Raw genomic sequence first — 24,252 nt, 5'->3', positions numbered from 1 at the left:
CTCCACACTCATAATTCAAAATTCAAAACTCATAATTCAAAGCTTATGAGTGATATTTCACAATTATTTTAATTTATCGTTGTTTTTATGACGATCCTTGTCTCTAACTGATTTTAAGTCCATTTTTTTATCAAAAGCAGCTTGTAAATCAATTCCTGTTTGGTTGGCAAGACATAAAACCACAAAAACAACATCAGCTAATTCTTCTCCTAAATCTTTATTTTTATCACTTTCTTTCTCAGATTGTTCACCATATCTGCGTGCAATAATTCTGGCAACTTCACCAACTTCTTCTGTAAGCTGCGCCATATTGGTCAATTCGTTAAAATAGCGAACTCCGTGTTCTTTTATCCAGGTATCAACATCAAGTTGTGCATTTTTCAAATCCATGATTAAATTTTTTTAAGAATAATTTTTTCGTTCTGACTTGCAATCATTTTCTGAAAGAGATCTTTTAATCCCTGATATGCGTCAGCTGCAAAAATACTACTGTTAATTTCTTTTGTGCTCAAAATTTGAATTTTATTTCCATCACTTGAAGTGTTCAGTGAGAATACTATTTCTTTATCTCCTAAGGTAACACGAACGGGAGCCGGTAAAGACTCTACCATATATCCTTCGGGAATTTCTAAATTTACAGCAAACCTTTCCATTGTAATATATCCAAAATAAATAGCCATTTGCCTGTTTTCCTGTTTAAAAGGATTCTTACTTCTGGTAAAAAACAATAACGGATTGATAAAAATTTTATCTTTTATAATATCCGATTGATTCTCTGAAGTAAATGCAAAAGTCTCTAAAACCGGACCTGATAAATTTGTCTTTTTATTTTCAACGGTATAATTTGAAATTTTTAAACCTCCTAATTCTTCTTCAAATTTTTCAAGATAGCTTTCTTCGTTCTTGTCTGCATTTCGAACTCTAAAATTATAAGCGTCATAGTCTGTTCTTTGAATTCTAACTTTCCCTTCCATTTTTCCCTTGGCATCCATCTTAACCATCAAACTGGATATTTCACGAGATGGGATAACTGGATCTAAATTAATTTCCTGCGAAGTGCCATCTTTCTTAATCAATCTTCCTTTCCAGTTTATAACATTGAATGGTAAAATATTAGGCGCAGTAAATTTATTAGTTGCGTCCAGAAGTATTTGTTTTCCGTCGATTTCGGCAGCGGCAATTACATAATTAAATCCTGTACGTGTTGGATAAACAGGAACTCCGTTTTCGATTGTACTTACTAAAACCGGATTTGCATCTATACCCGCAATTTTAAGCATATCAATCAAGATAAAATTGATTTCAGCTACATTTCCAGTCTGATCTTTATAAGCTTTTACGACACCTTTATCTGTATAACATCCTCTGGTTTCGTTCCAATTCATTTTATTCTGAACAAACTTGAAGATGATATCTAACCTTTCGCCTGGCGCTTCAACATTAGCTAATAATCGCTTTACATCCTGAAGGAAAAAGCTTCTTTCATTAAGTTCTTTTCCAAAATTTTCATCTTTAAAAATTGTTGTTGCTACACCTTCCCAGGTAACCGTATAATCTTTATCCGGCTGATCAACATATCTAATTCTTTCTAATTCATGCTGAATTGATCCTCGGTAATTAACAGGGTTATTTACATAAGGTTCTTCTGTAAGTGCCGGAATATCTTTTCCTGAATAGGTCGAATTAATTTGTCTGTACGAAAGTCTGGCGGTTTGATTGTGTTCGTTTTCAAAACTCTGACCTGCATTAATCAATTTAGAATCAGTAACAATGGGTTGTCTGCCAATCAAAATTGGTTTATAAATATACATTTCCGGAATTTCGGTTTTATACTCGAAATAATTTAACGGAACATCATACTGAATTTGAAAATCCGGAAGCTTAACAATGTTTTCGGATCTAAGAACATATTTGTATTCTATTATTGAGCCTTCTTTTACATTTGGTAACGTTATTATTTTTTCGCTCCAGTATTTATTTATATTTTTTGTAAAACTACCTTGATTGTCAAGTTTCGTTTTTACAATTTTTCCGTTTTCCAAATTATAAGTTACGGCATCTGAAAAGTCTACTCTGTCTTCATTTAGACTTTCATATCCAATGTAGAAACGTACTTTTTGATTTGCCCAATCCAGTCCTTCTTTTTTATAAATTTTGATCTTAAATTCATAAATGTTGTTTACTGAGAATCCTCTGTCTTTGTTGTAAGTCAAAAACGTTTTTCCTTTTTTGAATAAAATTGCTGCGGGAGCAGTAGTATCTTTTGGATGTACTTTTTCCTGTAATTCAGCAATAGTAACTTTCCCTAATTCCTGATTTTGCGCATTTATTTTAGAAACACTTAAAATTGAAAATAAAAAAACGATTACTATACTTTGAGATTTCATGTTATATTCTCTTTAAAACGATCTTTTCTGTTTCTTTGGCAATCATTACTTTGTAATATTCTTTTAGCATTTCATATTTTTCAGCAGAAACTACAGCATCATTTATTTGATGTGCGATACTCAACTGTAATGCATTGCCACTGGCCGCAATATTAAATTTAAAAGTTCCTAAATTATCTTCCATATTAAGAATTGCCGGTGCAGGCAAAGTTTCAACAGCAAATCCTTCTGGAATTTGAATTGTAATATTATATTTATCTAAAAAAGGATAACTAAAATCTACCGGATATTCACGAACTTCTTGTTTAAATGGATTTTCATCATTAGTAAAAAACAACATTGGACTTACATAGATTTTCCCTCCAATTACCTCACACAAATTATTTCCTGTAAACGAATATGTTTCTATTGTTGGCAACAAAATGTCTTTTTCGTTTGTTCTGATATATTCGCTAATCTCAATTTTATTATTTGAATTTTCAAGCTTCTCCAGATATTCTTCTTCTTTTACACTACTCATATTATCTCTGGTAATCATCGCATTATAATCTGTACTTTGTCTTCTGGTTTTTCCGGTTACTTTACCGTCAGCATCAATACTATAATTCATGAAAACATTGTCGCTCGATGGTTTACTTGGCATTAAATCAATTTCCTGAGATGTACCATCTTTTCTAATCAATCTTCCAGACCAGTTTAAAACTCTTAAAGGCAAGACATTTGGAGTAGAAAATTTCTCACTTGCATCAATTAAAATATTTCCCTGCTCTGTTTCAACTGCTGCAATTACATAATTAAAAGCATTTCTATTTGGGAATAGCGCGATTCCGTTTGAACGTGTACTTACTAAAACCGGGTTTGCTGTTAAACCGGAATAACGTAACATAGCCGTAAGCATTAAATTAATATCCGCTATATTTCCTGTTTTTTCCTTATACGCTTTTTTAACTCCACTATCACAACTATAGCCCATGTAACCATTCCATTTTACATTGGATTGTACATAACTTAAAATTGTTTGTATTTTTTCTTCAGGAGTATTTTTTCCTACCAGAAGCGTTTTTAGATTATCTTCAAAATATCCTGTTTTATTCAATTCAGGTCCAAAATCATCATAGTCGTATATCGTTTTAACTACCGAATTCCAATCTGTTGAATATTCTTTCATTGTTGAATTAGGATATTTTATCATCGATAATTCATGTGCAACACTTGAAAGATAGTTATCAATATTATTTACAAAAGATTCTTCTTTCATTGCCGGAAAATCTACTGCTTTAAATGTCGTTTGAGTTTCTACATAATCAAGCTTACCTGTTGAAAAAGTAGTATGAGAAACATTCCCATTATCTGATCTTTCCTTGCTTGTTAGCACTACTGATTTAGGATTTTTCACTGTAGTAGTTTTAGGAAAAATATACCCTTTTTGTCTTAAATTAAAAACATAATATTCAGGAATAAAAGTCGAAAATTCAGAGTAATTTACTGGAATAGAGGTTTGAAAATCCCAATCTCTGATTATTCTGTCACTTGGACATTTAATTGTATATCTAAACTCAATTACAGATCCTTCTTTAACATTAGGCATTGTAATCTTTTTTTGCCCTCTATATTTATTTAAAACTTCATCAAAAGTACCATCACTTTTAAGCTTTGTTTTTTCAATTTTACCATTTACTAAATTATAGGTAACCGCATCTGTAAAAAACACTCGTTCCTTAAAACTACTTTGGTTATAATACCAAACTGCTTGAGTAGCCCAATTATAACCCTCTTTTTTGTAAATTTTAATTCTGGTTTCAACATCTGTGAAGGTGACAAATCCTTCATTTTGATCGTATTCAATTCTTACTTCTCCTTTTTTATACAATATTGCGGCAACTGCAGACGAATCTTTAGGATGCACTTTTTGTTCCAGTTCTGCAATAGATACTTTTCCTAATTTAAATTCTTGTGCTGTTACTTTTGAGATAAACAACAAAAGGATTGAAAGACTAAAAAGTTTAATAAATTTCATTTGATTAGTTCTTAATTAATTCTTGGTTAATATAATTTTGGCATTATCGTTTTTTGACACTTGTTCCATAAAAAGGCGATATTCATCGTATTCTTTGTTTGAATATTTTCCCTTATTTAAAAACATAGAGCGTTTGTAGGTCAGTTTGTTATTTTCTTTTTTAATGATTTCGGTTTTGTATTCTCCAAATTTGCCTTTTAGTTCAAAATTTGCAGGCAAAAATTCAATGGAAAAACCTGTTGGCAGATTAATTTCGATTTCATCAGTATCTAAATAACCACGTTGAATTTGAAATGGATTCTTTCTATTTCGGATTCTTTTTACATTACCTGAACTTTGATTGAACGCATCAATTGCAAAAATCATCTTATTAGCAGAAATTGTCGCGTAACTTATTGCACTAACCTGAATATCTTCTGTAAAACGAATATTTTCTTTATCGTTTGTAAAAGTTATTTTCCCCAATTTCAAATTATTGATATTATCCCAATATTTCTTGTAATGAGCTTCTTTTTCTGTTGGCTGTAAAGTTTCAACTTGTGCTTTAGAACTATATTGTGAACCTTCTGAAATAACAGAAATTGCTCCGGAGAAATTTCCATTTTCATCAATAGTATAAAAGCCTTTATCTTTTTGTGTATTACCCGGATCAGCATAAATTGTAGTTCTAACAATTACTCCTCCTTCTGGCTTAACAACCAAAACATCTCGGTCGTCTGTAAAAGTACCTTGATACCCAAACGGATCATCCTGACTTGTACATTCAAGAAATGTATAATTATTTCCATTTGGAATTGCTAATATCATGTGATTTCCCTGCATCGAAACAAAATCAGATTGGATATTCGACTTGTAACGATCTCCATATAAAATAGTATTATACGAAGGAACGTCGACTGTCTGTAAAAGTGCTTTTGTGTAATTTGACAATGCTTTACAATCTCCATATCCCAATCGATCTACATCAGAAGCAAGCATAGGTTTCCAGCCTCCAATACCAATCGCAATATTTACATATCTTGATTTTTTCTGAACATAGTCGTAGATAATTTTTGCTTTTTTTATTGGATCTTTTTCATCACCAACCAAGGCTTTTATTTTCGTTACAGTTTCTTCGGGTAAGACTGTTGTTCCCGCAAGAATTTTTTCGCTGTACCATTTACCAAATGCTTCCCATGTTGTCGCAGTTCCGTCTACACCTTCTAGATGAAAATGCTCCAATCCCATCATAACTTTAGGAAAAAGATCTTCTGCCGAAGGACTGTAATCTTCTCCTTTTCTGGCATAAATATTTACAGCATTATAACTAAGTTTTGTATCGCTGTCTACCGTTTTATTTATTTTAAAATCAGAAAATTGAAATTCTTTCTTTTTAAATCCCAGGTTATTTGGATAAGAAACATTTAAGATGGATTTCTCTATACTTACATTATAACCGCTTAAAAAATACCATTTTGGAATAAAAGCAGTGTTTGAAGTTTCGACTTCGCTGGAATATATAATTGTAAATGGATATGAAATTGGAGTATAATCTAAATAAATTATTCTACTATCTGAAAAAAGAGTACTTCCGCTAACAGCACTTTGATCTTTAAAATCTTTTTTTCTAATCTTTTTGATTTCATTACCAAGTTCATCGTAAACAACTGCTTCGATACTTTTGATACCGGTTGTTTTATCATAATGCTGAAATGCATTGATATCCTCAAGACCCTTTTCATTTAAAACCGTTACAACTCTCTGCGTTTTCAAAGTCATATTACGCTGTGAAGCAATAATAATATCCATTTGATCTAAACGGACTACAGCATTGGCATTTTCTTTAAGACTATCGGAGATTTTTGAAACAGGATATTCGCCTTTTTGGGCAGAAGAAATAAGCGTAACAAAGAAGAAAAGTAACGCAAAAACAGAAGTTTTCATTAGTAAGTAATTTCGCCAAATATATATTATTTTTAGAAACCTTTAACACTAGTGTAAGAATTTTTTAATCTTTCTCTAATTATTTTTTAATCTCGGTTTTTGCTGTCCATTAAAATTGTTACAGGCCCGTCATTTAAGAGATTAACCTTCATATCAGCACCAAAAATTCCGGTTTGTACTTTTTTATCAAAATCTTTTTCTAATGATTTTACAAAATTTTCATACATCGGAATCGCAAATTCAGGTTTTGCAGCTTTTATATAAGAAGGACGGTTGCCTTTTTTTGTAGAAGCATGAAGTGTAAACTGGCTTACAACTATAATATCGCCATCAATATCCTGAACTGAGCAGTTCATTATATCATTTTCGTCACCAAAAATTCTCATTTTAATGATTTTCCCAACAAGCCAATCAATATCTTCCTGAGTGTCGGCATCTTCAATTCCGACTAAAACCAATAATCCTTTTTGAATATCTGCTGTTTTTTGGCCTTCTACTGTTACAGACGCCTCGGAAACTCTTTGAAGTACAATTCTCATTTTTATTTTGATCTAATGCAGCGGAGTTTATTGGCCACAGATTACACGGATTAAACAGATTTTAAATTCTAACATTATATACAATGCGATGTATCTCTACAGTCAAAATTTGTCGATAATTTTTGATTTGGAATTAACAATCAACAATTGATAATTAACAATTACTTTCTAAGTTCGTCACTTGCTTTTCGATCTTCATCATAAGAATCCGTACGATAATTTTCGTCATCGCCTTCCAAGATCTTTAAGTAACTATTGTAACGTGACCAAGCGATCTCGTCTTTTTCTAAAGCAGCTTTAATAGCGCAATGCGGTTCTTCTTTATGTAGACAATTGTTAAACTTACATTGGTCTTTTAATTTAAAAAACTCAGGAAAATAACCGCTGATTTCTTCTTTTTCCATATCAACAATTCCAAAACCTTTAATTCCCGGAGTATCGATAATTTTTGCATTAAAAGATAAATCATACATTTCGGCAAAAGTCGTCGTGTGTTGTCCTTGTTTACTGGCTTCAGAAATATTTTTGGTTTTAAGATGTAAAGACGGTTCCATTGCGTTTACCAAAGTCGATTTCCCTACACCTGAATGTCCTGAAAACATGCTTACTTTACCAATCATCATTTCTTTTAATTCTTCAACTCCTTTCATTTCAGTCGAAGAAACGCGAAGACATTTATAACCTATTTGCTGATAAACATATTGCATATACAATTGATCCTCAAGAGTAGGTTCATCAAAAGTATCTATTTTATTAAATACCAGAATAGTTTCAATATTATAAGCTTCGGCAGTTACTAAAAAACGATCAATAAAGTTGAAGGTTGTTGGTGGATTATTAATTGTAATCAATAAAAAAACGCGATCAATATTCGACGCAATAATATGCATTTGATGCGATAAATTAACCGATTTACGAACGATGTAATTCTTTCTTTCGTGAATATTAAAAATGGTTCCCGTTACAGCATCTGAAGTTTCTTCCAATTCATAATCTACAATATCGCCCACAGCAATAGGATTTGTACTTTTAATACCTTTCATCCTAAACTTCCCTTTCATACGGCATTCTATAAAATCACCTTTTTCAGATTTTACCGTGTACCAACTTCCTGTAGATTTATATACGAGTCCTGTCATTCTTTAATTTTAGATTGCTGATTTTAGAGTTTAGATTCCACTCTTAAATCTTTGCAAAGATAAATGAATAATTTTAACCACAACCCACAGTTTTAACCTTAAGAAATGGTTTAAAACAAACATTACACTTCCCAAGGTTGAAACCTTGGGCTATGTTATATAATGTAAAAATCCCCAAATCTTCTTTCGAAGAAATAGGGATTTAAAAAAAACAATCTATTTTTAATATTGTGACATAAGAAAACTTAAGAGCTAATTTTAATAAAACTTAAATTAACTTATACCTCTTATATATTTTTAGAAAATTATGCGTTGAAAATTTTCTCTTGGTGACCAATACTTTCCTGGTGAATTGCTTTGAACATTCTTAAAACAAACTCTTCAGTAAGACCTTTTTTCTCACCTTCAAGAATCATTTTTCCTAAGATTTCATTCCAACGATTGTTTTGAAGAATCGCTACGTTTGCATCTTTTTTCACCTGACCAATTTCGTCAGCTACTTTCATACGTTTTCCTAATAACTCTAATAAGTTAGCATCAAGAACATCGATGTTAGCTCTTAGTTTAGTCATTTTTTGACTGTACTCATCTGTAGTATCATCCGTTTTTCTAATCGTCAAATCTTTAATGATTTGTTTCAAAGCGTCTGGAGTAACTTGTTGAGCAGCATCAGACCAAGCGTTGTCCGGATCGTAGTGCGTTTCGATAATCATACCATCGTAGTTCAAATCTAAAGCCTCTTGCGTTACTTCAAAAATCATTTTACGATCTCCTGTAATGTGAGATGGATCGATGATTAATGGTAAATCAGGGAATTTATTTTGTAATTCGATAGCAATTTGCCATTCCGGAATGTTTCTGTATTTTGTTTTTTCGTAAGTAGAGAAACCTCTGTGAATAACTCCTAACTTCTCGATTCCAGCCATGTGTAAACGCTCAACACCACCTAACCATAAAGCTAAATCTGGGTTTACAGGGTTTTTAACCAAAACGATTTTATCAGTTCCTTTCAAAGTATCAGCAATTTCCTGAACAGCAAAAGGGTTTGCAGTTGTACGAGCACCAACCCATAAAACGTCGATATCATGTTCTAAAGCCAATTTACAGTGAGCTGCAGTTGCAACTTCAGTTCCCATTAACAAACCAGTTTCAGCTTTTGCTTTTTGCAACCATTTTAAACCAATTTCTCCAACACCTTCAAATCCTCCCGGACGCGTTCTTGGTTTCCAGATTCCAGCTCTGAATACACTAACTTTTGAATCTTTCAATTCGTGAGCAATTTTCAATACTTGATCTTCTGTTTCTGCACTACATGGTCCAGCTATCACAAGTGGGTGATTTAAATTGAAATCTTCTAACCACTTTCTCATTTCTTTCTTATTTTCCATCTTAATTTTTAGTTTTTATTTTTTAATTGTTGTTAATCCGTTTAATATTTCTTTAATTTTATTTGTGCTTTCCATTTCTTCAAAAATGGCATTGTAATTATCATCTTTCAACAAATCCCTAAACCGACTCAGATTTGAAATATATTCTTCTAATGTTTCGATAACGTGTTCTTTGTTTTGCTTAAAAATTGGTGTCCACATTGCCGGAGAACTTTTTGCTAAACGTACGGTACTTTCAAATCCACTTCCTGCCATATCAAAAATATCCTGCTCGTCTTTTTCCTTATTCATTACCGTTTTTCCAAGCATAAACGAACTAATGTGCGACAAATGCGAAACGTAAGCAATGTGTTTATCGTGCGAAGTTGGGTCCATATATCGAATCCTCATTCCAATTTCGCTGAAAAGCTGTAACGCCTTTTCCTGCAATTTAAAAGTGGTTTTTTCCACTTCGCAAATTATGTTTGTCTTTCCTTTAAACAAACCTCTTATCGCCGCCGAAGGTCCTGAAAACTCCGTTCCTGCAATTGGATGCGTTGCGATAAAGTTTCTTCTTTTTGGGTGACTTGCAACAGCATCACAAATTGGTTTTTTAGTCGATCCTACTTCAAAAACAATCGTTTTATCTCCTACTAAATCCAGCACTTTTGGCAAAACAACCAGCGCTACATCCACCGGAACCGAAACAATTACAAAATCAGCATCAGCCAATTCTTCAAAACTTCCTGCCTGATCGATAACACCCAAATCAATTGCTTCCTGCAAATGTTTTTCGTTATTATCTATTCCAAAAATAGTTGCGTTTGGATGTTGATCTTTGATGTCCAGCACCATCGAACCTCCTATTAACCCTATTCCTATTACGTATACTTTCATATTTATTTTTTCTTTTTGTCATTACGAGGAACGAAGCAACCACACTAACAATTGACTCAGCAAATGAGATTGCTTCGTTCCTCGCAATGACTTCTAAAATCGGTCTATCGCTTCTTGTACTTTTTCTTCTTTCACACACAACGAGAATCTAATATATCCTTCACCATTACTCCCGAAGATCGTTCCCGGTGTGATAAAAATGTGTTTCTCGTATAATATTTCGTCAATGAACTTTTCTGATGATTCAATTCCTTCTGGAAGTTTTGCCCAAACAAAAAGCCCAACTCCTTCTTTATAAACTTTGCAACCTAATTTCTCTGCTAGTTTTTCTGTCAATTCTCTGCGACGTCTGTAAATTTTGTTTTGATCTTCGAACCAAGACTTATCGCAATTCAACGCTGCAACCGCACCTTTCTGAATTCCGTAGAACATTCCGCTGTCCATGTTGCTTTTTACTTTTAGAACTGCATCGATAATTTCAGGATTTCCTAAAACCATTCCAACTCTCCAGCCAGCCATGTTGAATGTTTTACTAAGTGAATTCAATTCTAAAGCCACTTCTTTTGCTCCTTCAACCTGCAATAAACTCATTGGATTATCATTCAAAACAAAACTATACGGATTGTCGTTGATCAATAATATGTTGTGTTTTTTAGCAAAAGCAACCAATTTTTCAAATAACGCTAAACTTCCTCTCGCTCCTGTTGGCATATGCGGATATCCCAGCCACATAATTTTTACTTTCGAGAGGTCTAATTTTTCAAGAGCTTCAAAATCCGGTTCCCAGGCATTTGCTTCTTTTAGATCATAATAAACCGGAACCGCTCCAACCAAATTTGTTACCGATGTATAAGTCGGATAACCCGGATTCGGAATTAAAACGTGATCGCCTTCATTTAAAAAAGCTAACGAAATGTGCATGATTCCTTCTTTCGAACCCATCAAAGGTAAAATCTCATTATTCGGATTTAATTCAACACCAAACTGATTCTGATAAAAATCTGCCATCCCTTTTCTCAATTCCGGTAATCCCTGATAGCTTTGATAACCATGCCCATTCTCCTCTTGAATTGCTGCGGCAACCGCTTCAATTACTGCTTTCGACGGACTCAAATCAGGGCTTCCAATTCCCATATTGATGATAGACTTTCCTTCAGATTGTAGTTGACGAACTTCTCTCAATTTTGACGAGAAGTAGTATTCTTCAACTGTATCTAATCTTTTTGCTGTTGTAATCATTTTTTTTATTGCTTTAGGCCGTAAGCTTTAGGCTTTAGGCTCTTTTAAACTTTTTAATTTGCTTAAAGTTTTCTGGGCTTTAAGACTTTTCAACTTTAAGACTCACTTAAAGGTTTGGTATTCTTATATTCTCCTAACACTTTAAAATATTCTGCCATTATATTTAGTAAGGATTTGGCTTTTGCAAAATCTTCATATTTCTCAAATGTTATGTCTACGAAAAATGAATATTTCCAAGGTGTTTCAATTTTTGGAAGCGATTGAATTTTTGTCAAATTCAGTTTACAATCGCTCATTACATTCAAAACTGCTGCTAAGCTTCCTCTTTTGTGATCTAATTCAAATTTGATTGATGCTCTGTTGATTTCGTTTTCCGGCAAAAATGAATTTTGCTTTTTGATGATTACGAAACGAGTCATATTATTTTTAATCGTTTGAATCGAAGAAGCTATTATATCTAAATCATACATTTCAGACGCCGTTACACTTGCAATTGCAGCGATTCCGGTTAGCTGCTTTTCCTGAATTCTTCTCGCTGTTTCGGCTGTGTCTTTATCCTCAATCAATTTGATATTTGGATATTGTTTCAGGAAATCCATGCATTGCAAAAGTGCCATTGGATGTGAATGAACTTCTTTTATATCTTCAATTTTTTGACCTTTTAAAGCCATTAAATTCTGCTGAATATTTAAATAATGTTCTCCAATTATGTGTAAATTATTCTTGTCAATCAAAGCATAATTCGGAATAATTGGCCCTGCAATCGAATTTTCAATCGCCATAACTGCTTGGTCAGTTTTCCCGGAAAGCAAGCTGTCAATCAATTCTTCAAAAGATAAACATTCATCAATTTCCACATTTTCAGAGAAATACTCTTTCACAACCTGATGATGAAATGAACCTTTTATACCTTGTATTGCAATTTTAGTTGTCATATATTCAAAAAAAAATCCTGATTTTCATCAGGATTGTATATTAGTTTTATTTGTCTTTTAAATTTTCTCAAATAACCATAGCACAATCCTCACTTCTACTAAAGAAGAAATAAAAAGAGTTGCTAAAATAAAAACGGTTATTAGACATTTTGTTTGTGTTTTTCAATAAATTCTCTGCGAATGTATAAATTATTTTTACTGCACCAAAAAAAATAATGCATTTTATGAAACAAAAAAGGATTTCTTAACAAATTTATGATGTTTTGTATGATAATATAAAAAAACGGGCTTAAAATGCGATATAGACAATTGGTTTTTAGTGAGGTACTAAGGTTCTTAGTCGCTAAGACGCTGAGATTTTAACTTTCCAACTTTAAAAAAAGGTTTTTATTAATAGAAAAAAAATAACTTCTAAACATTTTATATAATAAAAAAGCAACCTAATATGGTTGCTCCTTTACTAATATATAATTCTTAATTTTCTCTTTTCCGTAAAAGTAGAATACAAATCATCAAATATTTTTTTATCTATTCCTAATTCATCAAAAAGAGATTCATTATCGCCTTCATGCAAGGTATCCCTAAAAAAAGTAAAACATTTTTTTAAATTTCTTGGAATACTTAAATCAATATCATGCGGTTCGTTTTTTCTATATGCTGAAAGCTGTGTAACCCATCTTCTATATTGATCTGGAGTTAACGCAATTTGTTTAGCTTTATACAATAATGCTCCAACTGACATTTTCCAATACGCTTTTAGCATAAATAGTTTCTCTAAAGTTAACCTGCTAAATTCCCCATTCAGAGCTCTTTTAGGTGCTATAAATTCCGAAGCAAATTTATTAGCTTCTGCTTCCTCATCACGATTACTTTCAACAATAAAATTTAAATGCATAATTAGATGCCCCAACTCATGGGCCAATGTAAACACCTTTCTTGCATTCTGTATTTTATTATTTATCAAAATAACTGGACAACCTTTAATATAAAAACTTACTCCGTCTAGAGTTTTATTTTCTGGAGTAACAAAAGGATAATCGAAAAAATGAACAAAAGCTCCTTTGGATTCAAGCAATTCAACAATATCGTTTAAAGGAGAAATCCCTAACCCGAAAAGTTGCCTGATTTCTAAAGCTAGTGCTTCAGGATCCAATCCAAAATCATTTAAATCTACACTTGGAATTTGATTTTCAGGAGCTTCAATCTCCTCTAAAAAATGAGAAATGTGATTTGCTATTAAGGTCAATCTGGATTCAAATAAATCTGTTGTGCTTTTAGCTGTAGATGAACTTTGTCTATAATAAATTTTAAGATTAAGATTTTCAATTTTTTGCAAAAAGAATTTTTTATTCACAAATGGTGATAAATCGTTGATAATATCTTCATCGAGAGGTCTCAAACCTTTTTCTATTTTTGAAATAACCGTCTGAGAAACACCTAAAAAGTCAGCAAACTTTTTTTGGCTTAAACCTTTATATTCTCTGTAAAGTTTAAGCGTTTCATTGTTATAAGTCATATCATTAGATTTTTTTGGTTAAAAATCGTATTGAAATATTTGATGCATTACTAATTAATACTATTATTTTTCAGCACTCTTGTCTCCTTTTAACTTAGGATTCCAATCGCCGACTTTATTATCTTCTGAAGATGATGTGCCTTGATTAAATAAATTAGGAGTAAAAATATCTTTAAGACTAATTAAAAAATTAATCGCTCCGTCTTTATAATTAACACACTTTACATCCTCACAAACCAAACCTGTACTATCTAAGGTCGGGCCAATAAAAACTATAGGCAAAGGCTTATGAATGCCTAGGCCTGCTAGTTGTTCTAACATTTCTTTAGAATAAGGAACTTTTTCCTCTCCATTTAATATAGCTTTAAACCTCTTGGAATAAAAACTACTTACTCTCCCTTTTTTATCTATCTTCTTGAGACAAACTAAAAATTTACCTTCAATTAGAAAATAATCAACTCCATGACTTTTAAATCGACTAATTTTCTTTCTCAATCCTTCATTTAGACTAAGCATCTTAACAAACTCCCGTTTGACTAAACTACTTATTCTAACTGGTTTTGCATTTCTGAAATCATATTCATCAGGAAATTTAACAATTTGCTGTAACGCTTGGGAAGCCCCTATTCTTATGGCTTCGTAAGATTTTCCTAAAAATTCTTCTAAAAAATCGGACTTAACACCTTGTGTATATTCCGGAAAAAAATTAGTTTTGTAAAACATTTTAAATTTACGTTTTTTTGTAATGCATCAAATATTTCAAAGAACGACCTTATAAAAAGCTCAACCTGGTACGTTGAGCTTTTTTATTTTCACCAAAAATACGACTTATATTTTTACTGCGCAAATTGATTAAATTTTATTTTATTATGAGTTTAATATAAATTTATTTTTGCATAAAACTCATAAAAAAAGGAAGACAAACTCCCTTTTTTACACCTATATTTAACATTATTAACTTCCACACATTTCACAATCTTCAGGATCTCCGGCTTGTGCTTTTAGCAACATCGCTTTGTAATCTTCAACGCTGATAGATTCTGTTTCCGGAACTAAAACTGCTGCCGGTGCATCTTCTTCTTTTTTATCGTTGTTTAATGTGAATTTAATCGCATCAACTGCTGATTTCGTTCTCAAGTAATACATTCCTGTTTTTAATCCTGATTGCCAAGCGTAGAAGTGCATTGACGTCAGTTTAGAATAGTTTGCATCTTGCATGAACAAGTTCAATGATTGTGATTGGTCAATGAAATAACCTCTTTGACGTGACATATCGATAATGTCTTTCATCGACATTTCCCAAACTGTTTTGTAAAGATCTTTAAGGTCTTGCGGGATAATATCAATGTTTTGAACAGATCCGTTATGACGCATGATTTCTTGCTTCAACGTTTCGTCCCATAAACCTAGTTTTACTAAGTCTTCCAGTAAATGTTTGTTTACCACGATGAATTCTCCAGACAATACACGACGTGTGTAAATGTTTGATGTATATGGTTCGAAAGCTTCGTTGTTTCCAAGGATTTGAGAAGTCGATGCTGTTGGCATTGGCGCAACTAATAATGAGTTACGAACTCCGTGTTCCATTACTTCTTTTCTTAATGAAGCCCAGTCCCAACGACCAGATAATTCTTCATCTTTCATTCCCCACATATTATATTGGAATTCTCCTTGTGACATTGGAGATCCTGCAAATGTAGAATATGGTCCTTCTTCTTTTGCCATTTCCATAGAAGCAGTTACGGCTGCGAAGTATAATGTTTCGAAAATTTCCTGATTTAATGCTTTTGCTTCATCACTTGTAAACGGCATACGCAACATTATAAAAGCATCTGCTAATCCTTGCACTCCTAATCCTACCGGACGGTGACGCATGTTTGAGTTTTCGGCTTCTTTTACCGGATAGTAGTTTCTGTCGATTACTTTGTTCAGGTTACGAGTTACACGTTTTGTAACATTGTAAAGCGCTTCGTGATCGAATTTACCATTATCAATAAACATTGGCAACGAAATTGAAGCCAAGTTACAAACCGCGATTTCATCTTTAGAAGTAAACTCCATAATCTCAGTACACAAGTTAGATGAACGAATTGTTCCTAAGTTCTTGTGGTTCGATTTACGGTTTGCTGCATCTTTGTACAACATATAAGGAGTTCCAGTTTCGATTTGTGATTCAAGGATTTTCTCCCATAATTCACGTGCACGAATTGTTTTTCTACCTTTTCCTCTAAATTCATAATCAAGGTACATTGTTTCGAATTCTTCTCCGTAAACATCGTATAATCCTGGACATTCATTAGGACACATTAAAGTCCAAGATGCATCTTCCTGAACACGTTTCATGAATAAATCAGATGTCCACATTGCGAAGAATAAATCACGCGCACGCATTTCTTCTTTTCCTGTGTTTTTCTTTAAATCCAAAAAGTCGAAGATATCAGCATGCCAAGTTTCGATGTAAATCGCAAAACTTCCTTTACGTTTTCCTCCACCTTGATCTACGTAACGAGCTGTATCGTTGAAAACTCTCAACATCGGAACGATTCCGTTTGAAGTTCCGTTTGTACCACGAATGTAAGATCCAGTCGCACGAACGTTATGAATAGAAAGACCAATTCCTCCCGCTGATTGCGAGATTTTAGCCGTTTGTTTTAATGTGTCATAAATACCATCAATACTATCATCTTGCATTGCCAAAAGGAAACAAGAAGACATTTGTGGTTTTGGAGTTCCGGCATTAAACAACGTTGGCGTTGCGTGCGTAAAGAACTTTTTAGACATTAAATCGTAAGTTTCAATTACTGATTTTAAATCGTCAAGGTGAATACCAACCGAAACACGCATCAACATATGTTGCGGTCTTTCTACGATTTTTCCGTTTATTTTTAGCAAATAGGAACGCTCTAAAGTTTTAAAACCAAAGTAATCGTAATTGAAATCTCTTGTATAAATGATATGCGAATCTAGGAAAGCAGAGTTTTCCTGAATTACGTTAAATACTTCATCCGAAAGTAATGGAGCGTCTTGTCCGTTTCTTGGATTTACGTAGTTGTACATATCTTTCATCGTCTCTGAGAACGACTTCTTAGTATTTGAATGTAGATTCGAAATTGCCACACGTGCTGCTAATTGTGCATAATCTGGATGCGCAATTGTCATAGAAGCCGCCGTTTCTGCCGCAAGATTATCTAGTTCAGAAGTTGAAACCCCATCATACAATCCCTCGATAACTCTCATCGCTACCTTAACAGGATCTACAAGCTCATTCAAGCCGTAACACAATTTTTTGATTCTTTCTGTAATCTTATCAAACATTACGGGCTCTTTGTGGCCATCTCTTTTTACTACATACATAAGCTTACCTATTTTAGTTATTGAAAAAATGAAAGACACTGGAATAACGAATTCCAGATCTTAAACATTGCGTGTTTTTAAATTATTTTTTGAGAATTGTAGGATTCTCAATAGTTGTCCGATTCAAATTCGAAAAATGAATTTAAATACATTAAAAATTGTTATTGAATCGACGATTTGGGATGAAGATTCAATCTTAAAAAATCTACTGTTATTCTTTTTTAGCACTTCTTAGATCGCGCTAAAAATATTTTTTTGTTACCTAAAAATCTGCATCAAATGAAATTTTCTGAGCATCACTATCTGTGTTCATAACACCAGATTTTTGATACTCTGCAACACGTTTTTCAAAGAAATTAGTTTTTCCCTGAAGAGAAATCATGTCCATGAAGTCAAACGGATTCGCCGATCCATAAACACGTTCGCAACCTAATTCTACTAATAATCTATCTGCAACAAATTCCAGATATTGTGTCATTAAAGTAGCATTCATTCCTATTAAACTTACCGGAAGAGATTCTGTAACAAACTCTCTTTCGATATCTAAAGCGTCAACAATAATTTCTTTAATTCTATCTTTTGGCACTTTATTAATTAAGTGATGATTGTGTAAATGCACTGCAAAGTCACAGTGTACACCTTCGTCACGAGAAATCAACTCATTAGAGAAAGTTAAACCTGGCATTAATCCACGTTTTTTCAACCAATAAATAGAACAAAAAGCACCTGAAAAGAAAATTCCTTCAACTGCTGCAAAAGCAATTAGTCTTTCAGCAAATGAATCAGACTCGATCCATTTTAAAGCCCAATCTGCTTTTTTCTTAATTGCAGGAAAAACTTCCAAAGCATTAAACAATTCTGCTTTCTCTGCTTCATCTTTCACGTAAGTGTCAATTAATAGAGAATAAGTTTCGCTATGAATGTTTTCCATCATGATTTGGAAACCATAGAAAAATTTCGCTTCAGCATATTGAACTTCATTAACAAAGTTCTCAGCAAGGTTTTCATTTACGATTCCGTCAGAAGCAGCAAAAAATGCCAATATATGTTTAATGAAATATCTTTCGTCGTCACTTAACTTATTATTCCAGTCTGTCAAATCCTGGTGCAAGTCAATTTCTTCAGCAGTCCAAAAACTAGCTTCCATCTTTTTGTACCATTCCCAAATATCATGATGTTTAATTGGAAAAATAACGAAACGATTTTTATTTTCTTGTAATATTGGCTCGACTTGTGACATGGTAATTTTTGTTTAATTTTTGTATTGAATTTCTACCAATTCAATAGACTACAAAGATTGTCAATTATCGCTAAAAATGAAAGCCAAACTTATTCACAATTCGACGTAGTTTTTAACAAAGGTTAAAAAATGAGATATTTTTCAGACAATAATTAATTTACTGAAAATGAATGTTTTAAAAGCTAACAAATAACCTTGAAGCCCGTAAAATATAGACTTTTTACAATAAAAAGCAAGAAATTTTGAATTGTTTTTAAAAGTTTTTTTTTGAGTCAAAACTTTATTTTTTGAGTTAAAATATAGCTTTCAAAAGTGGTAACTAACGCGCGTAGATTTTTACGATTTTTTAAGTTCTTCGGCTACTTTTTCAAGCTCCAAATACCAATCCTGACCAAAGCGGCGAATTAGCGCTTCTTTGACAAATTTATAAACAGGAACTTCTAATTCTTTACCCAAAGAACAGGCATCATCGCAAATATCCCATTTATCATAATTCACTGCAGCAAACTCCGTGAAGTCTTTTACACGAATTGGGTACAAATGACAAGAAACTGGTTTTTTCCAATCTACGATTCCTTGGTTATAAGCTTGCTCGATTCCGCAAAGTGCAGTTTTGCCATCAAAAATAACATAAGCACAATCCTTATTATCGATTAGTGGCGTTTCAAGATCGCCATCAGTTCCTTTTACCCAGGTTCCTTGCGCTTCGATTGCTGCAATTCCTTCTTTGCGTAAAAAGGGTTTTACTTTAGGATAAATTTCTTCCAGAATTTTAGTTTCAGCTTCGTTTAATGGCGCGCCGGCATCTCCATCAACACAGCAAGCTCCTTTACAAGCTGACAAGTTGCACACAAATTCTTTTTCAAGAATATCTTCTGAAATAATGGTTTTACCTAATTGAAACATGATAATAAAGTACTGAAATTTATAAAGTGCAAAGATAGGTAAAGAAAGCAGATAAACACTCTAAAATATTAACCGCAAAGCACGCAAAGATTTACGCAAAGTTCGCAAAGCTTTATCACATTTTTCCTTGCGAACTTTGCGTAAATCTTTGCGAATTTTTGCGGTAAAAAAGAACATTTGTTACAAATATCACTTTTTTAAATGTAAAACCGTGTTTTTATAACAATAATACATCGTATCAAAAAAACACCTACCTTTATTATCTACCTTTGCACAAAATTTTAAACCCTTAAAATCAAAGTAATATGCTGGATATCGACTTTAAAGAAATCGTTACTGTAGGAATGGTGCTTTTTGCTGTAATTGACATTGTAGGATCTATTCCTATTATTGTGAATTTAAGAGCAAAAGTTGGACATATCGAATCTGAAAAAGCTTCGATTGTAGCCGCACTTATTATGATTGTTTTTCTTTTCGTTGGAGAAGGCTTACTTAATCTTATTGGTATAGATGTTCATTCATTTGCTGTTGCGGGTTCTTTTGTATTATTCTTTTTGGCATTAGAAATGATTTTAGGAATCAGAATTTATCGTGACGAAGAACCAGGATCAGCTTCAATTGTTCCTTTGGCTTTTCCTTTGATTGCCGGAGCAGGAACTATGACTACTTTATTATCTCTTCGATCTCAATTTCACACCATTAATATCATTATTGCGATTGTATTGAATATCATTTTGGTTTATGTTGTATTAAAATCTTCTAAGAAAATCGAGAATTTATTAGGAGAAAACGGACTTGGCGTGGTTCGCAAGACATTTGGAGTGATACTTTTAGCGATTGCTGTTAAATTATTTGCTGCTAATGTTAAAGGTTTGTTTGTCTAACAATTATTTTTATAAATTTACCCCATAAAATTTCTAAAATACAACTTAAGGACATTTTTTAACATCTGAGAGTTTTACTTTATTATTTTAGGCAAACAAACAACCATTATGAAAATTTTTACTTCAATCTTAGTGCTTCTGGCATTAGCTTTAATTGTTTTTAATATTACGTTGCTAGACTTCAAGAATCCTTTTCAAGGAGACAGTGTTGTAGCTTTTATTGGAATCGCCGCTTCATTTTGCGCAGTTTTGATTCTTTTGATTTTTAGAATTTCAAAAAGAATTGAAGAAAAAATGAATGATAACAGATAATATGTTTGACGTTTTACTTATTGGCGGTGGTGTTTCGAGTATGTCTTGTGCTCTGGTTTTAGGATCTGCCAAAAACAAAGCTTTTGCTTCCGATAAAAAAATCGGTGTTTTTACACATCAAAAAAGTTCTTCTTTACAAGAAGCAATTTTCTACAACGCTTATGGCATTACTCCGGGTAAATTAGGTTCAGAATTGCTGACTGAAAGCACTGAACATTTAGCCGAAAGTTATCCGCACATTACACAAATACCAAACGAAAAAGTGGTTAAAATTGAAGGCTCTTATCCTGAATTTACTGTAACGACCAATAAAGACACTTACAAAACAAAAAATATCGTTATTGGAATTGGTTCTGCCAATACTTTTGACATTGAAGGTTTAATGCAATATATTGAACCACATAAAAAAGCACTTCCGGAAAAACAACGTATTCAGCTTAAAAATGACGATCATAAAGTAGCTGACGGCATTTATGTTATCGGAACTTTGGCAGGATGGAGGAGCCAATTAGCGATCGCTGCCGGAAGTGGCGCTGCTGTTGCTACAGATATCCTAACTTTATGGAATAACGGCGTTCAAACTCACGCCCACGATAGCATCCGATAAAGCTTTAAAACATTATTTTTTTTTATTTTTTTACCATTAAGAGATTAAGTTTATTAAGCTTTTGGCACTTGAATAACTTAATGCTGAAAATTCAAGAAACATAAACTTCCACAAAAAACAAAACCATTAAGATATTAAGAAAATTTAGCGCAAAGCTTAATAAACTTAATATTTTAATGGTTTATTCTTTTTTATGTTTTAGCTTTTACTTTACTGAAACAATTTCTTTTACTTTTATATGTTTCTCTGTGTCTGTTTTCCAGATTTCACCTTTTAACGAAACCTCATCGCCTTCTTTAAATCTTTTGAACTTCTCAGGTCCGCCAAGATTTACAATACTGATTGTAGCAAAATAAACTTCGTTTTTATCCGTATTGATTTTTGCAGTGTAACCGTCTTTTCCGTTTTCGATAGAGATCACTTTTCCCGAAATCGCGTTTTTATCTTTCATACAAGCACAAGAAATTACAAAAGCCATTAACACTAATAAAAGACTTACTCTTTTTAGATTTTTCATATTTATAGTTTAACCGCAAAGCTCGCCGGATTTTCCGCAAGACTCTACAAGTTTGTTTTAAATTATTATTAATTATTTTAATGTAATTGAATACAACTTCCTGCAATTACTTTTAGGCTTTCGCCGAATTGTTTCCAAACCCTGATATAACGAAACGCACCATTTACAGCATTATTGTCGTAAGTTCCTTTTAATGAAATCATGACGCTAACAACGGCATTGTCACCAATTATATTAATAATTTGATCTGACGCTTCTAATGCATCAATCTTCATTTTTCCGGAACGATACGAATTCAAATCAAACTCTTTTGTAATTGTTTGACCGTCCGGTAAATTAAAAAGCAAATCATCGTGGAGTGTTTTCTCTAAAGCAGCAATATCAGCATTTTTAATCGCTGTCAAAAGTTCAATCTCAGCATTCACAATATCTTCTGTTTTCATATGAAAAGAAATTAAAATTACTTTTTCGGAGTTAGAATCGCTTTGATCATCGCATCTTCTTTCAAAATCACATCATAATAATACAATTCACCGTACAATTGTCTGGCAAATTCTGCAGTAATATAACGGTTTACCAAAGCTTTGGTTTTATCTAATTTCAGATCTAAACCAGTTAATAAAACATAGTTTTTGAACTTTTTGAAATATACATCAGAAGTTTTCATTTTAGTCAAAAACTCATTAAAATGAAGACCTGAAAACGCACTTCGGTTTTTGTCTAATTCTTCAAAAACAAAATGACCAACAATTCCTGTCTGAAGCAAATAAGCAACATTTTCGTTTCCGTGTTCCGCTTCAATTGGCACAAAAATATCCGGAACGATTCCGCCACCGCCGTAAACAATCTTGCCTTTTGGCGTTTTAAATTTTAAGGAATCTGCAACTTTTATACTGTCTTTAGCATAAAGTTCTCCAGATTTTAGACGAGATTCTGATTCTTTAAAATATTCTTCGTTTCCTTTTTTATAAGGTTTCTGAATTGATCTTCCGGTTGGCGTATAATATCTCGCCACAGTCAATCTTACCGCAGATCCGTCATTGAAATCCATTTCACGTTGCACCAATCCTTTTCCAAAAGAACGACGTCCAACAATAATTCCGCGATCATTATCCTGAAGCGCTCCAGCTAAAATTTCACTGGCAGAAGCGCTGTTTTCATTGATTAAAACATATATTTTTCCAGTTTCAAAACTTCCTGCTTTTGTAGCATATGTTTTTTCAGTCGTACCGTTTTTATTTTTAGTAAAAACAATCAACTGCTTATCTTTCAAAAATTCATCGGCGACAGCAATAGCTTCTTCCATATATCCGCCGCCATTATCACGAAGATCAATTACTAATGATTCGATTCCGTTTTGTTTCAATCTGTTTAGACCAGCTTTAAACTCGTCAAAAGTAGTTTCGGCAAAACGATTGATTTTTATATAACCCGTATTATTTCCAAGCATCAAAGAAGCGTCAACACTCTTGATTGGAATAATATCTCTTTTTACTTTAAATTTAAGTTTCTTTTGTTCTGATTTTCTAAAAACAGTCAGTTCGATTTCACTTCCTTGTTTTCCTTTTAATTTCGAAAACAAACTATCTGAAGGCAAACTTCTTCCGAATAATTTGGTTTTTCCGGCAAATAAAATTCGGTCTCCTGATTTTATTCCAGCTTTCGCCGAAGGTCCGTTTTCGATAGGTTTTATAATTGCAACAGAATCCTTATACATATAAAAATTGATTCCGATACCTACGAAATCTCCTTTCATGCTTTCAGCAACTTCTGCTTGTTCCGTTGGTGGAATATATACAGAATGCGGATCTAATTTTGATAAAATATTATCTACCGTTAAGTTCACAATAGAATCTGTATTGATGCTATCAACATATTCGTTATTGATAAAATCAATCAGTTTGTTCAGTTTGGTTTTTGAGTAGTTCTTAGCCAATAACTGATCATCAACGGGCGCATTCATTCTGCTTCCGAGTACGGTTCCAAGAGCAAAAGTCGCTCCGATAACGATTGGTAAATATTTTAAATTAAATTTCATTTACTCTTCTAGATCAGGAATATGTTCAACCTCGATACCCGCTTTTAATAAAAACTGAATCCCGGAATCATCCCGATATCCGTTGTGGTAAACCACTCTTTTTATTCCGGATTGATGAATCAATTTACTACATTCTTTACATGGCGACAATGTAATGTACAATGTTGCTCCTTCACAAGACTGAGTTGATCGGGCAACTTTCAAAATAGCATTTGCTTCGGCATGCAAAACATCCCAACGTGTTAATCCGTCTTCGTCTTCACAGCAATTTTCAAATCCGGAAGGTGTACCATTATATCCGTCAGAAATAATCATTCGGTCTTTTACGATAATAGCGCCTACTTGTTTTCGCTTACAGTAGGAAAGTGCTCCCCATTCAGTTGCAATGCGCAAATACGCTTTATCGTATTTATTTAATTTTTTTATCTCCATTTA

The 24,252-nt window shown here is 32.9% G+C and carries 22 protein-coding genes; 3 read left to right on the top strand and 19 right to left on the bottom strand.

Features of this window, described 5'->3' with window-relative positions:
• Positions 1-63: 63 nt before the first annotated feature.
• The 15 genes from C8C83_RS11575 to C8C83_RS11505 form a co-directional block, all read right to left on the bottom strand.
• Positions 64-390: a nucleotide pyrophosphohydrolase gene (locus C8C83_RS11575; RefSeq protein ID WP_012022600.1), complete on the bottom strand. Its 327-nt coding sequence runs from the start codon at positions 388-390 to the stop codon at positions 64-66.
• Between the two features lie 2 nt (positions 391-392).
• Complete coding sequence (locus C8C83_RS11570) at positions 393-2,387, bottom strand: DUF3857 domain-containing protein (protein ID WP_121328719.1); 1,995 nt, start codon at positions 2,385-2,387, stop codon at positions 393-395.
• A 1-nt stretch (position 2,388) separates the two neighbouring features.
• A complete protein-coding gene (locus C8C83_RS11565; protein ID WP_121328718.1) occupies positions 2,389-4,404 on the bottom strand; it encodes a DUF3857 domain-containing protein in 2,016 nt (671 codons plus the stop codon).
• Between the two features lie 15 nt (positions 4,405-4,419).
• Positions 4,420-6,327 carry a DUF3857 domain-containing protein gene (locus tag C8C83_RS11560; protein ID WP_121328717.1) on the bottom strand — a complete coding sequence of 636 codons (1,908 nt, stop codon included), beginning with the start codon at positions 6,325-6,327 and terminating at the stop codon, positions 4,420-4,422.
• 86 nt (positions 6,328-6,413) lie between these two features.
• Positions 6,414-6,866 carry a D-aminoacyl-tRNA deacylase gene (gene dtd / locus C8C83_RS11555; RefSeq protein WP_121328716.1) on the bottom strand — a complete coding sequence of 151 codons (453 nt, stop codon included), beginning with the start codon at positions 6,864-6,866 and terminating at the stop codon, positions 6,414-6,416.
• A 161-nt stretch (positions 6,867-7,027) separates the two neighbouring features.
• Positions 7,028-8,005, bottom strand: coding sequence for a ribosome small subunit-dependent GTPase A (gene rsgA, locus C8C83_RS11550; protein WP_132011754.1), 978 nt, complete (start codon positions 8,003-8,005; stop codon positions 7,028-7,030).
• Between the two features lie 305 nt (positions 8,006-8,310).
• Positions 8,311-9,393, bottom strand: coding sequence for a bifunctional 3-deoxy-7-phosphoheptulonate synthase/chorismate mutase type II (locus C8C83_RS11545; protein ID WP_068842266.1), 1,083 nt, complete (start codon positions 9,391-9,393; stop codon positions 8,311-8,313).
• 15 nt (positions 9,394-9,408) lie between these two features.
• Positions 9,409-10,269: a prephenate dehydrogenase gene (locus tag C8C83_RS11540; RefSeq protein WP_121328715.1), complete on the bottom strand. Its 861-nt coding sequence runs from the start codon at positions 10,267-10,269 to the stop codon at positions 9,409-9,411.
• Positions 10,270-10,362: 93 nt separating this feature from the next.
• Positions 10,363-11,508, bottom strand: a complete 1,146-nt coding sequence (locus C8C83_RS11535) for an aminotransferase class I/II-fold pyridoxal phosphate-dependent enzyme (RefSeq protein ID WP_121328714.1) — start codon at positions 11,506-11,508, stop codon at positions 10,363-10,365.
• Between the two features lie 95 nt (positions 11,509-11,603).
• A complete protein-coding gene (locus C8C83_RS11530) occupies positions 11,604-12,443 on the bottom strand; it encodes a prephenate dehydratase (protein ID WP_121328713.1) in 840 nt (279 codons plus the stop codon).
• Positions 12,444-12,903: 460 nt separating this feature from the next.
• The gene (locus tag C8C83_RS11525; RefSeq protein ID WP_121328712.1) at positions 12,904-13,959 is read right to left on the bottom strand and encodes an XRE family transcriptional regulator; all 1,056 of its coding nucleotides are present in this window, start codon (positions 13,957-13,959) and stop codon (positions 12,904-12,906) included.
• A gap of 63 nt (positions 13,960-14,022) precedes the next feature.
• Positions 14,023-14,682, bottom strand: a complete 660-nt coding sequence (locus C8C83_RS11520) for a hypothetical protein (RefSeq protein WP_121328711.1) — start codon at positions 14,680-14,682, stop codon at positions 14,023-14,025.
• 231 nt (positions 14,683-14,913) lie between these two features.
• Complete coding sequence (locus C8C83_RS11515; protein ID WP_121328710.1) at positions 14,914-17,313, bottom strand: ribonucleoside-diphosphate reductase subunit alpha; 2,400 nt, start codon at positions 17,311-17,313, stop codon at positions 14,914-14,916.
• A 262-nt stretch (positions 17,314-17,575) separates the two neighbouring features.
• Positions 17,576-18,553: a ribonucleotide-diphosphate reductase subunit beta gene (locus C8C83_RS11510; RefSeq protein WP_083692655.1), complete on the bottom strand. Its 978-nt coding sequence runs from the start codon at positions 18,551-18,553 to the stop codon at positions 17,576-17,578.
• 336 nt (positions 18,554-18,889) lie between these two features.
• Entirely contained in the window at positions 18,890-19,459 is a 570-nt protein-coding gene (locus C8C83_RS11505) for a DUF3109 family protein (RefSeq protein WP_121328709.1), read from the bottom strand.
• 305 nt (positions 19,460-19,764) lie between these two features.
• Between C8C83_RS11505 and C8C83_RS11500 the strand changes: the two genes are divergently transcribed.
• From C8C83_RS11500 to C8C83_RS11490, 3 genes are all read left to right on the top strand, one after another.
• A complete protein-coding gene (locus tag C8C83_RS11500) occupies positions 19,765-20,343 on the top strand; it encodes a MarC family protein (protein ID WP_121328708.1) in 579 nt (192 codons plus the stop codon).
• Positions 20,344-20,451: 108 nt separating this feature from the next.
• The gene (locus C8C83_RS11495) at positions 20,452-20,655 is read left to right on the top strand and encodes a hypothetical protein (protein WP_099709685.1); all 204 of its coding nucleotides are present in this window, start codon (positions 20,452-20,454) and stop codon (positions 20,653-20,655) included.
• Position 20,656: 1 nt separating this feature from the next.
• Entirely contained in the window at positions 20,657-21,262 is a 606-nt protein-coding gene (locus C8C83_RS11490; protein WP_121330025.1) for an FAD-dependent oxidoreductase, read from the top strand.
• A 205-nt stretch (positions 21,263-21,467) separates the two neighbouring features.
• Here the strand turns inward: C8C83_RS11490 and C8C83_RS11485 are convergent, their stop codons facing one another.
• The 4 genes from C8C83_RS11485 to C8C83_RS11470 all read right to left on the bottom strand — a co-directional run bounded on the left by C8C83_RS11485 (position 21,468) and on the right by C8C83_RS11470 (position 24,249).
• Positions 21,468-21,779, bottom strand: a complete 312-nt coding sequence (locus tag C8C83_RS11485) for a hypothetical protein (RefSeq protein WP_121328707.1) — start codon at positions 21,777-21,779, stop codon at positions 21,468-21,470.
• A 77-nt stretch (positions 21,780-21,856) separates the two neighbouring features.
• Complete coding sequence (locus C8C83_RS11480; protein ID WP_121328706.1) at positions 21,857-22,222, bottom strand: nuclear transport factor 2 family protein; 366 nt, start codon at positions 22,220-22,222, stop codon at positions 21,857-21,859.
• Positions 22,223-22,239: 17 nt separating this feature from the next.
• A complete protein-coding gene (locus tag C8C83_RS11475; protein ID WP_121328705.1) occupies positions 22,240-23,817 on the bottom strand; it encodes a S41 family peptidase in 1,578 nt (525 codons plus the stop codon).
• Positions 23,818-24,249 carry a dCMP deaminase family protein gene (locus C8C83_RS11470; RefSeq protein ID WP_121328704.1) on the bottom strand — a complete coding sequence of 144 codons (432 nt, stop codon included), beginning with the start codon at positions 24,247-24,249 and terminating at the stop codon, positions 23,818-23,820.
• Positions 24,250-24,252: the final 3 nt, after the last annotated feature.

The sequence above is a fragment of the Flavobacterium sp. 90 genome, from assembly GCF_004339525.1.
GTDB lineage: Bacteria > Bacteroidota > Bacteroidia > Flavobacteriales > Flavobacteriaceae > Flavobacterium.
The sequence above is the reverse complement of the archived record's forward strand: the minus strand, read 5'-3'. Positions and strand labels throughout refer to the sequence as shown.

Coding starts and splice junctions, on each gene's coding strand:
- C8C83_RS11575 (WP_012022600.1), bottom strand. CDS start 390: ATGGATTTGAAAAATGCACAACTTGATGTTGATACCTGGATAAAAGAA.
- C8C83_RS11570 (WP_121328719.1), bottom strand. CDS start 2,387: ATGAAATCTCAAAGTATAGTAATCGTTTTTTTATTTTCAATTTTAAGT.
- C8C83_RS11565 (WP_121328718.1), bottom strand. CDS start 4,404: ATGAAATTTATTAAACTTTTTAGTCTTTCAATCCTTTTGTTGTTTATC.
- C8C83_RS11560 (WP_121328717.1), bottom strand. CDS start 6,327: ATGAAAACTTCTGTTTTTGCGTTACTTTTCTTCTTTGTTACGCTTATT.
- dtd (WP_121328716.1), bottom strand. CDS start 6,866: ATGAGAATTGTACTTCAAAGAGTTTCCGAGGCGTCTGTAACAGTAGAA.
- rsgA (WP_132011754.1), bottom strand. CDS start 8,005: ATGACAGGACTCGTATATAAATCTACAGGAAGTTGGTACACGGTAAAA.
- C8C83_RS11545 (WP_068842266.1), bottom strand. CDS start 9,393: ATGGAAAATAAGAAAGAAATGAGAAAGTGGTTAGAAGATTTCAATTTA.
- C8C83_RS11540 (WP_121328715.1), bottom strand. CDS start 10,269: ATGAAAGTATACGTAATAGGAATAGGGTTAATAGGAGGTTCGATGGTG.
- C8C83_RS11535 (WP_121328714.1), bottom strand. CDS start 11,508: ATGATTACAACAGCAAAAAGATTAGATACAGTTGAAGAATACTACTTC.
- C8C83_RS11530 (WP_121328713.1), bottom strand. CDS start 12,443: ATGACAACTAAAATTGCAATACAAGGTATAAAAGGTTCATTTCATCAT.
- C8C83_RS11525 (WP_121328712.1), bottom strand. CDS start 13,959: ATGACTTATAACAATGAAACGCTTAAACTTTACAGAGAATATAAAGGT.
- C8C83_RS11520 (WP_121328711.1), bottom strand. CDS start 14,682: ATGTTTTACAAAACTAATTTTTTTCCGGAATATACACAAGGTGTTAAG.
- C8C83_RS11515 (WP_121328710.1), bottom strand. CDS start 17,313: ATGTATGTAGTAAAAAGAGATGGCCACAAAGAGCCCGTAATGTTTGAT.
- C8C83_RS11510 (WP_083692655.1), bottom strand. CDS start 18,553: ATGTCACAAGTCGAGCCAATATTACAAGAAAATAAAAATCGTTTCGTT.
- C8C83_RS11505 (WP_121328709.1), bottom strand. CDS start 19,459: ATGTTTCAATTAGGTAAAACCATTATTTCAGAAGATATTCTTGAAAAA.
- C8C83_RS11500 (WP_121328708.1), top strand. CDS start 19,765: ATGCTGGATATCGACTTTAAAGAAATCGTTACTGTAGGAATGGTGCTT.
- C8C83_RS11495 (WP_099709685.1), top strand. CDS start 20,452: ATGAAAATTTTTACTTCAATCTTAGTGCTTCTGGCATTAGCTTTAATT.
- C8C83_RS11490 (WP_121330025.1), top strand. CDS start 20,657: ATGTTTGACGTTTTACTTATTGGCGGTGGTGTTTCGAGTATGTCTTGT.
- C8C83_RS11485 (WP_121328707.1), bottom strand. CDS start 21,779: ATGAAAAATCTAAAAAGAGTAAGTCTTTTATTAGTGTTAATGGCTTTT.
- C8C83_RS11480 (WP_121328706.1), bottom strand. CDS start 22,222: ATGAAAACAGAAGATATTGTGAATGCTGAGATTGAACTTTTGACAGCG.
- C8C83_RS11475 (WP_121328705.1), bottom strand. CDS start 23,817: ATGAAATTTAATTTAAAATATTTACCAATCGTTATCGGAGCGACTTTT.
- C8C83_RS11470 (WP_121328704.1), bottom strand. CDS start 24,249: ATGGAGATAAAAAAATTAAATAAATACGATAAAGCGTATTTGCGCATT.